This is a genomic window from Streptomyces humidus, from assembly GCF_014649655.1.
GTDB lineage: Bacteria > Actinomycetota > Actinomycetes > Streptomycetales > Streptomycetaceae > Streptomyces > Streptomyces humidus.
Genome location: NZ_BMTL01000077.1, coordinates 1 through 11632, shown reverse-complemented (window position 1 = coordinate 11632; position 11632 = coordinate 1). Strand labels below are relative to the sequence as shown.

The 11632-nt window shown below is 70.9% G+C and carries 13 protein-coding genes; 8 read left to right on the top strand and 5 right to left on the bottom strand.

The annotated features are described in order from the left end of the window. The coding region (locus IE239_RS40725) for a transposase (RefSeq protein WP_190154493.1) at nt 1–133 on the bottom strand (133 nt) is incomplete at its 3' end. A gap of 447 nt (nt 134–580) precedes the next feature. Then, nucleotides 581–1072 (bottom strand): MarR family winged helix-turn-helix transcriptional regulator, encoded by a 492-nt coding sequence (locus IE239_RS40720; protein WP_190154492.1) that lies wholly within the window; start codon nt 1070–1072, stop codon nt 581–583. Nucleotides 1073–1397: 325 nt separating this feature from the next. Here IE239_RS40720 and IE239_RS40715 point away from each other — a divergent pair, with 325 nt between their 5' ends. The 4 genes from IE239_RS40715 to IE239_RS40700 all read left to right on the top strand — a co-directional run bounded on the left by IE239_RS40715 (nt 1398) and on the right by IE239_RS40700 (nt 5377). Next, nucleotides 1398–2324, top strand: a complete 927-nt coding sequence (locus tag IE239_RS40715) for an SDR family NAD(P)-dependent oxidoreductase (RefSeq protein WP_190154491.1) — start codon at nt 1398–1400, stop codon at nt 2322–2324. Nucleotides 2325–3207: 883 nt separating this feature from the next. Then, nucleotides 3208–4272 carry an aromatic ring-hydroxylating dioxygenase subunit alpha gene (locus IE239_RS40710; RefSeq protein ID WP_190154490.1) on the top strand — a complete coding sequence of 355 codons (1065 nt, stop codon included), beginning with the start codon at nt 3208–3210 and terminating at the stop codon, nt 4270–4272. Beyond that, on the top strand, nt 4269–4442 hold the full coding sequence (locus tag IE239_RS40705; RefSeq protein WP_190154489.1) for a hypothetical protein: 174 nt from the start codon (nt 4269–4271) through the stop codon (nt 4440–4442). The genes IE239_RS40710 and IE239_RS40705 overlap by 4 nt, the downstream gene beginning before the upstream one ends. Beyond that, complete coding sequence (locus IE239_RS40700; RefSeq protein WP_190154488.1) at nt 4439–5377, top strand: PDR/VanB family oxidoreductase; 939 nt, start codon at nt 4439–4441, stop codon at nt 5375–5377. Before IE239_RS40705 ends, IE239_RS40700 begins: the two co-directional genes overlap by 4 nt. Nucleotides 5378–5665: 288 nt before the next feature. Here the strand turns inward: IE239_RS40700 and IE239_RS40695 are convergent, their stop codons facing one another. Beyond that, complete coding sequence (locus IE239_RS40695; RefSeq protein ID WP_190154487.1) at nt 5666–6334, bottom strand: MmyB family transcriptional regulator; 669 nt, start codon at nt 6332–6334, stop codon at nt 5666–5668. A 243-nt stretch (nt 6335–6577) separates the two neighbouring features. Between IE239_RS40695 and IE239_RS40690 the strand changes: the two genes are divergently transcribed. The 3 genes from IE239_RS40690 to IE239_RS40680 all read left to right on the top strand — a co-directional run bounded on the left by IE239_RS40690 (nt 6578) and on the right by IE239_RS40680 (nt 8251). Further along, a complete protein-coding gene (locus tag IE239_RS40690) occupies nt 6578–7231 on the top strand; it encodes a helix-turn-helix domain-containing protein (protein WP_190154486.1) in 654 nt (217 codons plus the stop codon). 32 nt (nt 7232–7263) lie between these two features. Continuing rightward, nucleotides 7264–7794, top strand: a complete 531-nt coding sequence (locus IE239_RS40685; protein ID WP_190154494.1) for a toxin-antitoxin system, toxin component — start codon at nt 7264–7266, stop codon at nt 7792–7794. A gap of 196 nt (nt 7795–7990) precedes the next feature. Next, entirely contained in the window at nt 7991–8251 is a 261-nt protein-coding gene (locus IE239_RS40680) for a hypothetical protein (RefSeq protein WP_190154485.1), read from the top strand. Nucleotides 8252–8268: 17 nt separating this feature from the next. Here the strand turns inward: IE239_RS40680 and IE239_RS40675 are convergent, their stop codons facing one another. Continuing rightward, nucleotides 8269–8967, bottom strand: coding sequence for a 4'-phosphopantetheinyl transferase family protein (locus IE239_RS40675; RefSeq protein WP_190154484.1), 699 nt, complete (start codon nt 8965–8967; stop codon nt 8269–8271). Then, a complete protein-coding gene (locus IE239_RS40670) occupies nt 8964–9944 on the bottom strand; it encodes a metallophosphoesterase family protein (RefSeq protein ID WP_190154483.1) in 981 nt (326 codons plus the stop codon). Before IE239_RS40670 ends, IE239_RS40675 begins: the two co-directional genes overlap by 4 nt. A gap of 350 nt (nt 9945–10294) precedes the next feature. On the opposite strand from IE239_RS40670, the gene IE239_RS40665 reads away from it, so the two are divergent. Next, nucleotides 10295–11485, top strand: a complete 1191-nt coding sequence (locus tag IE239_RS40665; protein ID WP_190154482.1) for an ATP-grasp domain-containing protein — start codon at nt 10295–10297, stop codon at nt 11483–11485. Nucleotides 11486–11632 lie beyond the last annotated feature (147 nt).

Genomic DNA, 11632 nt, shown 5'->3' with positions numbered 1-11632 from the left:
GCTCGACCGACTTACGCTGCCCGTCGGTCAGCAGCCCCCGCAGATACACCTGCCCCCATCGACGCTGATCCTTGCGCGCGAACGGCTCGAACACCTCTGCCGCGAACGCCTCCAACTCACCACACCGCAGCAATCTCGTCCGGAGTCACACACTCTCAACGCCACACCGGGCCGGCAGGACACGCATCACCACACAACCGACCTGACCAAGCCCTACTAGACGCCGAGTTCCAACCGACCGGCGACGCGCTTACGCCGCACCCGGGCACCCTGGACGTCATCAAGAACCGGCGCACCAAACGCGGACAACTCAACTACGCCGGAGTGGGCATTTAGCGTGAGCGGATTGCCGCTTATGTTTCAGTAGGTGCCTCGCCAGGTCGGGCAGTGGACGTAGATCTCTGTGGTGTCGACCACGGCGAACGTTCTCCTGCCATCCGGGCTGCCCATCGGCCAGTCCTGGCTGATAGATCCCTCGGCCGAAGCGCCCGCCGCTCTGTGGGCGCTCGATCGACTCCTCCAGCTCCGACTCGAGGCGCTCACGGCGGCTGGAGCGTCGCAGAGCTGACTGTGGCGGCCCTCAGTCGTCCGCCAGTCGCTTGGCAAAGCGGGTCGAGTCCTCACCGAGGCGCGCGAGCAGGGAGGTGAGTAGAGCCACGTCCTGCGGTGACCATCCCTGGGTCACACTGTCAATCATGTGATCACCGATGCGGAACAGGTCTGCGGCGACCTCGCGACCTTCGGCGGTGAGGCTGACCAGGCGTGCGCGCTGGTCCGACGGATCGGGCAGCGCCTCGATCAGGCCGCGTGCGCTGAGGCGTGCGACCGCCTTGGTCAACGCGGGCGCGCCGAGCGAGAGTTCCTCGGCGAGCGCGCCGGGGCGGGAGGGGTTGCGGTGGGCGAGCTCCCACAGCACCCGGCTGTCGGTCTCGTTGAGACCGTGCATGCTCATGCCCATGAGTGCTTCACGGAACCGGGGCGAGGTCCACAGTCGCAAGAGGTGAGTGAGGTGACTGGTGAGCTCACGCTCGTACCCGACCGGTTCGTCGCCCTTCCTGACCTCCTTGACCATCTCCCCAGAGTACCGTCAAAAATACTTTCCACGGGATAGTATTTTCGGGTAGCCTTCGGAAGCGGCGCAGCCTTCGCGGCCGGAGGAGCCTCGGGCATCGACGAGACGAGGTTCGCGGCCGGACAGCCGGGTGGTCGCAGGGGAGAGCCGATCGAGATGGCCCGCACCACCGCCTGACTGCTGTCGGGCGAGGCGTCGTTCGCCTCGGGACCGAACCACGTCGCCGACGGCGGCTGGTTCCAGATGACCTCCGGCTGAGCCGGCGCCGCAGCCGGCTCGACACCCCACACATCCACACAGATCCACCAACGAGAAGGTACGGGCTATGGAGCAACTCTCCTTCGACGGAGACGTCATCGCCATCACGGGCGCAGGAGGCGGCCTCGGGCGCGCGTATGCCCAGGAGTTCGCCCGACGGGGTGCCCGTGTCGTGGTCAACGACCTTGGCGCCGCCCGGGGGGGCGGCGGCGCCTCCGAGGAACCGGCGCGTGAGACGGTAGCGCTCATCCGGGAGGCGGGAGGACAGGCCGTCACGCACTTCGGGGACATCTCCACGCAGGACGGCGGGGCCGACCTCATCGACACGGCCGTCTGCACCTACGGCCGCCTCGACGCGCTGGTGAACAACGCCGGGATCGCCGGCGACATCCCGCTCCTGGACTCCACCGACGCCGACTTCGAGAAGTACTGGCGCGTACATGTCATGGGTAGTGTCCATCCGATCCGGGCGGCATGGCCCCACTTCCAGGCCCAAGGTCGCGGTCGGATCGTGAACACCACCTCGGGCGCCGCGCTCTACGGGATGAGCGGCCAGTCGCCCTACGCCTCGGCCAAGGGAGCGATCCTTGGCCTGACCAAGGCGCTGGCCGTGGAAGGCGAACCGGCGGGCATCGTCGTCAACGCCGTCAGCCCGGCCGCCTTCACCCGGATGCAGGCGGACGTGGTCACCGACGAGCAATTCCTCGAGTACTCACGCAAGTCCATGCGCAGCGAACTGGTGGCGCCACTGGTGGTTATGCTCGCTCACCGTTCCTGCTCCGTATCGGGCCAGGTCTTCGACGCGTTCTCGGGACGATTCGCGCGAGTCGTCACCGGCGAAGAGGCGGGCTACTTCACGCAAGACCCCTCGGCCGAGACACTCCGCGACCACTGGGACGAGGTGCTCGGCACCGACGGCGGTCTGCTGGTTCCGCGTCAGACCCTGGAAGCCGCTCCCATGCTTCTTGAGGCGGCCCAGCGCACCGCTCAATGAGCTCTGTGCACCGTGATTTTCCAGTTCGGCGTTTGTGACGGCGAGCGGACCGGGGCTGTGCTGATGTCGGCGCCGAGGAATGGCAGTTCCGGGGGGGGTACAGGATGTCAGGAGAGCGCCGGCTGCCGCGCGGGGCGGTGGGGCCTCGGCCCCGCAGTCCGCCTTCCGCGCATCTCCTGGATGGCCCCTGACGCCCGGCAGGTCGGTCTCGGCCAGGAACCGCCGGTCCCGGGCCGTCGCGCATCGACCGCCCCGCCTGAAGTTGTTTAGGCAGGACATGATCGCGAAAGGCGTGCACCACCAGCAGCGAAGATTCTGCTGGTGAGTTGCCTCCCTTTGGCAGCCAACCACAGCCACTCAGCATCTGTTCGGCGGCTCGTCGGTCTGACTGCTAGCCGCGCCGCCCCCATCCGCGATGCGATCCAGCGTGACTTCACACCATCCTGACCAGCGGCAACACGCTCAACAGCCTGAAAGGGTGCGGATTCGACCCGGATTCGACCCGAGGGCCCCAGAATCCAAAACGAACCGTAGTTGACCTGCAGTGATGCTGATTCTTGCCGCTGTACCGAGCATCCGCCGACAGAGGGGTCTCGCAATTGAAACTAAGTGGACATTTTTGGGCGATTAACGCCACGCAGTGAGTAGTCGCACTCGCCGTCGCCCTCTCCGGCTAACCCAAGCGCGAACCGAACAGCAGCACCACCCGGGCCCCCTGCTCTGGCGACTAGAGGCTGACAGAACGGGGCTCTGACCAGCCTCTTCACAGAAGTCCTTCCGCCTGAAGGAAGCCGCCTTGCCGAGCCGCCACGACCCTCACGACCCTGATTCCAACCACGGCACGCGGGGCGACGACGCCCCGCCGACAGGGACGGGAACCCCCATGCCTCACACCACCGCCTTCGCCAGGAACCAGTGGTACGTCGCCGCCTACAGCCACGAGGTCGGGCGCGAGGAGCTGCTCGGCCGGACGGTCCTCGGTGAGCCGCTCGTCTTCTACCGCACGGAGGAGGACGGCACGCCCGTCGCGCTGCACGACCGGTGTGTGCACCGCAGGTTCCCGCTCTCCGAGAGCCGGCTCGACGGCGACCGCATCGTGTGCGGCTATCACGGCTTCACCTACGACACGACCGGCGCCTGCGTGTACGTGCCGGGCCAGAAGCGCATCCCGCGCACCGCACGGGTGACCGCCTACCCGGTCGTGGAGCAGGACTCCCTGGTGTGGGTGTGGATCGGCGACCCGGCCCTGGCCGATCCGCAGACCGTCCCGCGCGCCCGCCACCTCGACTCCCCCGGCTGGACGACCGTCCGCGGGATGGAGCCCATCGACGCCGACTACGGGCTGCTCGTCGACAACCTCCTCGACCTCTCCCACGAGACGTATCTGCACGGCGGTTACATCGGCACCCCCGAGGTCGCCGAGACGCCGATCACCACGGAGGTCGACGAGGGCGCGGGGATCGTGCGGGTCAGCCGGCACATGGACGACGCCGAGTGCCCGCCGTTCTACGCCCGCTCCACCGGCATCGAGGGGCGGATCACCCGCTGGCAGGACATCGAGTACCACGCGCCGTGCCTGTACCTGCTGCACAGCCGCATCGCGCCGGTGGGCGTCCTGCCCGAGGCCGACGGCAGCGACCCGAACGGTTTCCACACCGAGATCACCTACGCCATCACGCCGTCCGCCGACGGCAAGGTGTACGACTTCTGGATGGTCTCGCGGGACTGGGCGACGGACGACGAGGAGGTCACCGAGTTCCTGCGGGGCAACAACCACACGGTGGTCATGCAGGACGTCGACGCGCTCAATCTCCTTCAGCGCACGCTCGGTTCGGAGCGCTCCGGCTACCAGGAGCTGAGCATCAACATCGACACCGGCGGTCTGGCCGCCCGGCGCATCCTCGCCCGGCTGGTGGAGGAGGGCGACAAGCCGGTGGAGGTCCTGTGAGCACCGGCGACACGGGCGAGATCTATCGCGTCGACTGGCTGCCGGGCACGGACGTCCTGCACGGCACCTGTCACTGCGGCGCCGAGCACGCCTCGCAGGACCCGGTCGAGATGTGGGAGTGGATGCTGGGCCACCCCGAAGGACACCGGCCGCTGGGAGGCACCCCATGAGCGATGTGTACGAAGCCGAACTCGTCGTCGAGCGGCGGGAGTCCGCGGCCGAGGGCGTGCTCGCCCTCACCCTGCGCCATCCCCTGGGCGAGCCGTTGCCGGCCTGGGAGCCCGGCGCCCATGTCGACGTCGTCCTCGGGCCGGGCCTGGAGCGGCAGTACTCGCTGTGCGGCGATCCGGCAGACCGGGGCGCCTGGCGGATCGCGGTGCTGCGCGAGCCCGCAGGGCGGGGCGGATCCGCCCATGTCCACGAGCAGGTGAGGCAGGGGGACAAGGTCGGGGTGCGCGGTCCGCGCAACCACTTCGCGCTGCGCCCGGCGCCCCGGTACCGCTTCATCGCGGGGGGCATCGGGATCACCCCCGTCCTGCCGATGCTGGCGGCGGCCGAGGCGGCGGGCGCCGACTGGAGCCTGCTCTACGGGGGCCGCACCCGCGCGTCCATGGCGTTCACCGGGGAGTTGGCGGCGTACGGCGACCGGGTCACCGTCGCCCCGCAGGACGAGGTCGGGCTGCTCGACCTCGGTTCGGTCCTCGACGCGCTGCCCGGGGACGCCCTCGTCTACTGCTGTGGCCCCGGCCCGCTGCTGGACGCCGTGGAGGAGCGCTGCCCGGCCGGAGCGCTCCGGGTCGAGCGGTTCCGGGCGAAGGAGGGACCGGTCGGCGCTGACGGCGAGTTCGAGGTCGAACTGGCGCGGAGCGGGCGTGCGTTCACGGTCGCGCCGGGCGTGTCCGTGCTGGACGCCGTGCGCGCGGCGGGCGTCGAGGTGCTCTACTCCTGCACCGAGGGAACCTGCGGCACCTGTGAGACCGATGTGCTGGACGGCACACCGGAGCACCGGGACTCCGTGCTCAGCGCCGAGGAGCGGGAGGCCGGGGAGACGATGATGATCTGCGTGTCGCGGTGCCGGGGGAAGAAGCTCGTGCTGGATCTGTGACCCGGAAAGCGGGTGTGGGGCGGTGCGGGTGTGGGGCGGTGCGGGTCCGGCCCGCGTGGGCGGAGGTGTGCGCGCCGGAGCGGCCGCCGTGCCGGCCCCGCGAGACCCCGCGACGGGGGCGGCTGACGAACGGCCCGGTGAGCGGCGCCGCCGACGGTGGGCCGACGCGCCGACGGCCCTCGAGAGGCGGGACGCTGTCGGCGAACGGGCTCGCCAGCAGCGTCGAGGCGGGGAGGGGCCGTCGTGAGAGCCGGGAGGGGCCGCCGTGAGGGCGCGCCCCGGCGGCGGTCAGCCCTCCGGGGCCGGGACCACGCTGAGGTGGCTCGCGCCGCGGCGGGCGCCGCGCCCTCGGCGGGGCGCGGCCGCCGGACGTGCCTCGCGCAGCACCATGGTCAGCCGCGTGTACCCCATGTTCCGCAGGGTTCTCGGGGTCTCGCCGACGATGCGGCACTCCGTGGCGCCCCAGCGCGGGTCGGGATGCAGCAGCGGGCGGACCGCCCCGTCGTGTTCGACGGCGCACTCGCCGACCGCTCGGATCCAGTGCGGCAGCCCGTGCCGGTAGGCGGCCTCCATGATGGGGTCCTGGGCGATCTCGCGGCGGATCGCCTGCAGCACGTGGTCGTGCCCGTGCCGCTCGACGGCGGCCGCGAAGCCGGCGAGCATCGGCAGGCACCAGCCGGTCTCGTGGTCGCCGAGGACCGAGGGCGCGTCGGGATGGAACAGGACGAACCGGAGGAAGTTGTCACTCGGCAGAGCCGTCGGATGCGGACTCACGTCGCGGAAGAGTGACGCGAAAGCGGCGTTGGACAGCACCACGTCCCAGCGGTGGTCGAGAACGACGGACGGGAAGGGGACGGCCCCCAGATACGCGGCGTAGTCCTGCAGATACGCCTGGGCCTCGGGACTCTCGGGGACGGGCCGCGGTACGGACCGCTGCCCTCCTGCCTGATATGCCATCGGGAGGTCACCCCTCTTGCCTATGCGGCCTTCACGCGGCGCCCCGATCCTGGTGCCCCGACGCGCGGCATGTCAACTATCGTGGCATTCCGTGGTCGTTGACGGCTGAAATTGGCCACAGTTGTGGCGAGACCTGGATGTGAGTTCGAAACACCCGCTACTCTCCACGCAGTTCACGGCGAGCGCCCGTGTCGGCGATCGTGTGCCTGTGAGAGGGACGTGAGAGACCTAGGAGACCTGTCGGTGGCGGAGGATGGCTTCGAGGTTCCGGGCGCCGCGGCGACGGTGCTGCTGTCGGCCGTCGTCGCCCGTGTAGCCGCGCTCGCCGACCGGCTGGGCGTACCGCACGCGGAGGTCTTCGCCACGGGGCGGCTGTCCGTCGCCTCCGGGGTCCCGGAGTCCGTGGTCAAGGCCCTGCTGAGCGGGCGGCCCGCCGGGGAGCCCGACGTCCAGGCCCGCTTCCTGCAGCGCCTGGACCTGTTGCGCCGCACCCGGCTCAAGCCCAACGGCCGCAAGTACACCCAGCAGGAGATCGCCGACGGCGCCGGCATGTCGCGCCAGCAGGCCGGCGCCCTCATCAACGGCGACCGGCGTCCCACGATGGAGCACTGCGACGCCCTCCAGCGGTTCTTCCGCGTGCACGCCGGGTTCCTCACGGCCGAGGACCCGGAGGCGCTCGCGGGAGCCCTGCAGCACACCGAGCAGGAGCTGCTGCAGAAGCTCGCCGCGCGCGAGGCGGCCGCGGCCGCCGAGGACCCGCTGGAGCGGCTGCTGCAGGACCACGGCGTCCGCGGGATCGCGTGGCGGGCGGCCCAGCTGCCCACCGACCAGCACCGCGACAAGGTCGCCGAGTGGCTGGACATGCTCCTGGAGAGCGTGAAGCGGCCCGAGTCGTGATCCGGGGGAGAAGCGTGAACATCGCCAAGGAAATGCGCCGCCTCAGCGGCGAGCTGGTCTCGGAGCTGACCCTCCCGGCCCCCTCGGCGCCGGCCGACCTGTACACCGCCCTGTGCGACGGGATGAGCAGACGGCGCGGCCGTCCGGTCCACTTCCGCATGGCGTCCTTCCCCGCCGACACGGCCAGCGGTCTCTGGCTGGACATGGCCGACCAGGACCTGGTCGTCATCGAGGAACGCACCGCTCCTGACCACCAGTTGGTGATTCTCGGGCACGAGCTGTGGCACATGAAGGCGGGCCACAGCAGCCATCATGTCGAGGGCGCGGCGGTCGCGGCCCGTTCGCTCGGCGACGGAGCGGACCTCCAGGCGACCGTGCGCAGCGTCGCCGCGCGCACCCGTTTCGATCTGGCCGACGAGCGGCAGGCGGAGACGTTCGGTCTGCTGCTGGCCAGCAAGTGCCGGGCCTGGCTGCCGGGTTCGGCACCGCGTGGCCGCGGGCAGCGGGACCACCTGGCGGGCCGGATCGAGGCGTCGCTGGGGTATCTCGGACCGCAGAACTGACACTCGGCCCACGCCCACGCCCCCGCTCCCACCCTCGCCGGATCGCTGCGGAACGGGAGGCGTGCGGAACCCGCGAAGAGGGTCGACGGCCGGATTGTCAGTGGTGGGCGGCAAGCTGGGGTGTGCGCCGCCGCACGGGGGCGTACGCGCCGTCGGGGCGCGTGGGAGACGACGCCGACACGGGGAGAGCCGACCGATGCCCACAGCCGTACCGACCGACCGCGAGCGCACCGCCGTGCAGGCCTACCTGAGGCTGCTGCACACCGTCAGAGCGGCCTTCGGCGACGAGGGGGGCGGCGAGGACCCCTGCGCCTTCGGCCCACCGCACGACCGGCTGCCTCCCGTGGTCCCGCCCGGCGTGCTGGCCGAGGCGGAGCGGGCCCTGGCGGACGCCGGACTGACGGGCAACGAGGAGGAGTTCTTCCGGCTGCTGCACAGCTGGTGCCCCGGCGCGTGACCGCCGGGCCGGCGGTCTCAGCCGTGCCGGACCGTCACGGCCGTCGCCACCAGACCACGCCGGACGTTCCAGCGGCCCTCGAAGTGCCCGACCCGCCGGCCGCCCACCATCGGGCCGGGCACGAGCAGCCGGGCCCGGAAGGTCCCCTGCGAGCCCATGCCGGGTCCGGCGGGCGTGGCCGTGAGATCGATGTCGGCCTCGCTGAAGTCGAGCCACTTACGGGTGAGGGGGAACCACGCCTTGTAGACGGATTCCTTGGCGCTGAAGAGCAGCCGGTCCCAGTGCACCTCGGGTCGCTCCTCGGCCAGGCGTTCGTGCCGGGCCGCCTCGGCGGGCAGGGCGACGGCGTCCAGCACGCCCTCGGGAAGGGGGGCATGCGGTTCGGCGTCGATGCCGAGGGAGGCCAGGTCGTCGGCCCGGACGAGCGCGGCGGCGCAGTAGCCCTCGCAGTGGGTCATGCTGCCCGTCAGGCCGTCGGGCCACTGCGGCGCGCCGCGCTCGCCGGGCAGCACGGGCTGCGGGGGCACGCCGAGCTTCTCCATGGCCCGCCGGGCGCAGGCGCGTACGACGGTGAACTCACGACGGCGTTTGTCCACCGCCCTCGTCAGCAGCGCCTCCTCCTGCGGGTACAGCGGCGCGTCGCCGAACTCGCGCACGCCCTCCTCGCCGAAGGCCTCCACCGCCACCACCGACTCGGGCAACAGATCCTCGATCACCGGACCTCCGTCTCAGCGGACTCCCCGGACCCTCCGGATTTCGCGGGCTTCGCGGACTTCGTGGATGTCCCGGATTCCCCGGACGTCCCGGACGTCCCGGCCCGGTTCGCGGATTTCACTGGCTCTGCGGACTCCGCGGGCAGGATGCGCCGCAGGCGGCCCGGCGGCTGCGGACGTCCCCGCCACTCGCGCGGGTAGCCCACCGACACCTCCTCGAAGCGGACGCCGTCCTGCCAGGTGGTCCGCGGAATGTGGAGGTGGCCGTAGACCATGGCGGCGACGCGGAAGCGGCGGTGCCAGTCCGCGGTCAGCCCGGTGCCGCACCACATGGCGAACTCCGGATGCCACAGCACGTCCATGGGGTGCCGGTGCAGCGGATAGTGGTTCACGGGGACGACGGGCAGGTCGCCCGGGATCTCGGCGAGCCGGCGTTCCGTCTCGGCCACCCGGGCCCGGCACCAGGCCTCACGGGTCGGATACGGGTCGGGGTGCAGCAGATACTCGTCGTTGCAGACGATGCCGGTGCTCTCCGCGTAGGCCAGCCCCTCCGCCTTGGTCGCGCAGCCGGCCGGGAGGAACGAGTAGTCGTACAGCAGGAACAGCGGCGCGACGACCACCGGGCCGCCGGGCCCCTCCCACACCGGGTAGGGGTCCTCGGGCGTCGTCACGCCCAGATCGCGGCAGACCTCGACGAGGTGCTCGTAGCGGGCGACTCCGCGCAGCGAGACCGGGTCGGAGGGATGTGACCACAGCTCGTGGTTGCCGGGGACCCACACGACCTTGCGGAAGCGGCTCGCGAGGGTCTTCAGGGCCCAGCGGATGTCGGCGACGTTCTCCGAGACGTCGCCCGCCACCAGCAGCCAGTCCTCGTCCGTCTCCGGGGCCATGGCCTCGACCAGAGCACGGTTCTCCGGATATCCGATGTGCAGATCACTGATGGCCAGCAGTCGTCCGGCGCCACCGGCCGTCGTCGTCACCTCGAGCCCCCGCTCACTAGCCCACGCTCCGCGTTCCCACGAACACACCTGCGCCTCCACGAGAACACATCCGAGCCCGTCGTACAAGGTCCGATCCGGTCGCCCGCGGCACCGCACCCGCCCCCACCTGCGCCGCAGCGCTCCCCTACCCGACCGGGCCCCGTACGGGAACAAGATCGGAAAATCCGTAACACGCGTGTTGCACGCGGCACCCTCGAGAAGCCGTATGATCGCCCCAACACCACCGTCATGGGCGTCCCTCCACGCAGTGCGGTTCGGTGACCCACCATTCCCCCTGCCCGGGCCGGGCCTGTTTCGCCCTGCCCGCACACCGTGAAAGGCGGCCTCGCATGGTCTCTCGCGTACGCGTCTGGCTCAACCGCACGTACGCGGAGAACGTGTTCTTCACGGATCAGCTGCGACGAAATCCCAGCGACCGGGCCGTCGAGATCCATGCCACGCACGGTGACGCCGACTCCCCCGTCCTCGCCGCCGCCGACACCGCCGAGCTGGAGCCCGAGGGCCTGTCCCCGGCCGCATACGTCGAGTACGCACTCGCCCAGTGCCGGCGTCGCGGCATCGACGTGTTCGTCCCGCGACTGCACCAGGCGGCCGTCGTGGCGCACCGCGCCGACTTCGAGGCGGTCGGCACCGCACTGCTGGCGCCGCCGCCGGAGGCCGTCGCCGTCTTCCACGACAAGGTGATCGCGTACGAGGCCGTGCAGGCGATCGGGGTGCCGGTGCCGCCGTGGTTCCGGGTCCGCTCCGCGGACGAACTCGTCGCCGCGGTAGAGGAGTTGGAGGAGGCGGGGCACCGGGCCTGCTTCAAGCCGGCGTCCGGCGCGGGCGGGGTGGGCTTCCGCGTGATCACCCGCACGCCCTTCTCGCTCGCGCACCTCACCGGCTTCCCCAGCCCGTACGTCCAACTCGACCTGGTGGTCGAAGCGTTGCGGCAAGCCGAAGAGCAGGGCGACGACCAGGTCGACTGGCTGGTCATGCCGCGGCTCGAGCAGCCGGAGGTGTCCGTGGACTGCCTCACCGGCCCCGACAACATCCTGCGGATGGCCGTCGGCCGGACGAAGAACGGCCGCCGCCGGGGCTTCACCCTGCACGAGCAGTGGCTGGAGCCCGCGCGTCTCATCGCCGAGGGCTTCGGGCTGCACTACCTCTCCAACATCCAATTCCGGATGTTCGGCGACCGGCCGGTCCTGATGGACGTCAACACCCGACCGGCCGGCGGCCTGCATCAGCTGGCTCTCTGCGGCGTCAACGCGCCCTGGGCTGCGGTGCAGTTGGCGCTCGGCGAGGACCCGGGCGAGATCGTGCCGCCGTTCCTGGGACAGGACTACACGGTCGTGTCGGGTCCCCGGCCGCTCCGCGCGGTCACACTGCCGCACCAGCGGTCCGAGGAGGCCGAGCCGTTGCTGTCGGCCTTGCCGACGCCCGCCGGGTCCATCGAGGCGGTCGCGGCGGCGGCGGTCGCGGTGACGCCCGCGACCGCGATGACGCCCGCGGACGCTGCGCAGGCCCTGCCGCTTTGACATGCTCCTCGGGCTGCAGCCCGAGGATTCTGGCCTTCTCGATCGTTGCCGTGCCGCTACGCGGCACGGGGTTCGGTCGGGAATCCGTGGCTTCCTGTTTCTTCGCGCTGTGCCGGGATCGCTCCTGGTCTTACCGGCGCTCCGCAG

Excerpts from the sequence above, each read along its gene's own strand:
- IE239_RS40685 (WP_190154494.1), top strand. The coding sequence starts at position 7,264 with ATGCGCCGCCTCAGCGGCGAGCTGGTCTCGGAGCTGACCCTCCCGGCC.
- IE239_RS40700 (WP_190154488.1), top strand. The coding sequence starts at position 4,439 with ATGAGCGATGTGTACGAAGCCGAACTCGTCGTCGAGCGGCGGGAGTCC.
- IE239_RS40710 (WP_190154490.1), top strand. The coding sequence starts at position 3,208 with ATGCCTCACACCACCGCCTTCGCCAGGAACCAGTGGTACGTCGCCGCC.
- IE239_RS40695 (WP_190154487.1), bottom strand. The coding sequence starts at position 6,334 with ATGGCATATCAGGCAGGAGGGCAGCGGTCCGTACCGCGGCCCGTCCCC.
- IE239_RS40665 (WP_190154482.1), top strand. The coding sequence starts at position 10,295 with ATGGTCTCTCGCGTACGCGTCTGGCTCAACCGCACGTACGCGGAGAAC.
- IE239_RS40680 (WP_190154485.1), top strand. The coding sequence starts at position 7,991 with ATGCCCACAGCCGTACCGACCGACCGCGAGCGCACCGCCGTGCAGGCC.
- IE239_RS40720 (WP_190154492.1), bottom strand. The coding sequence starts at position 1,072 with ATGGTCAAGGAGGTCAGGAAGGGCGACGAACCGGTCGGGTACGAGCGT.
- IE239_RS40715 (WP_190154491.1), top strand. The coding sequence starts at position 1,398 with ATGGAGCAACTCTCCTTCGACGGAGACGTCATCGCCATCACGGGCGCA.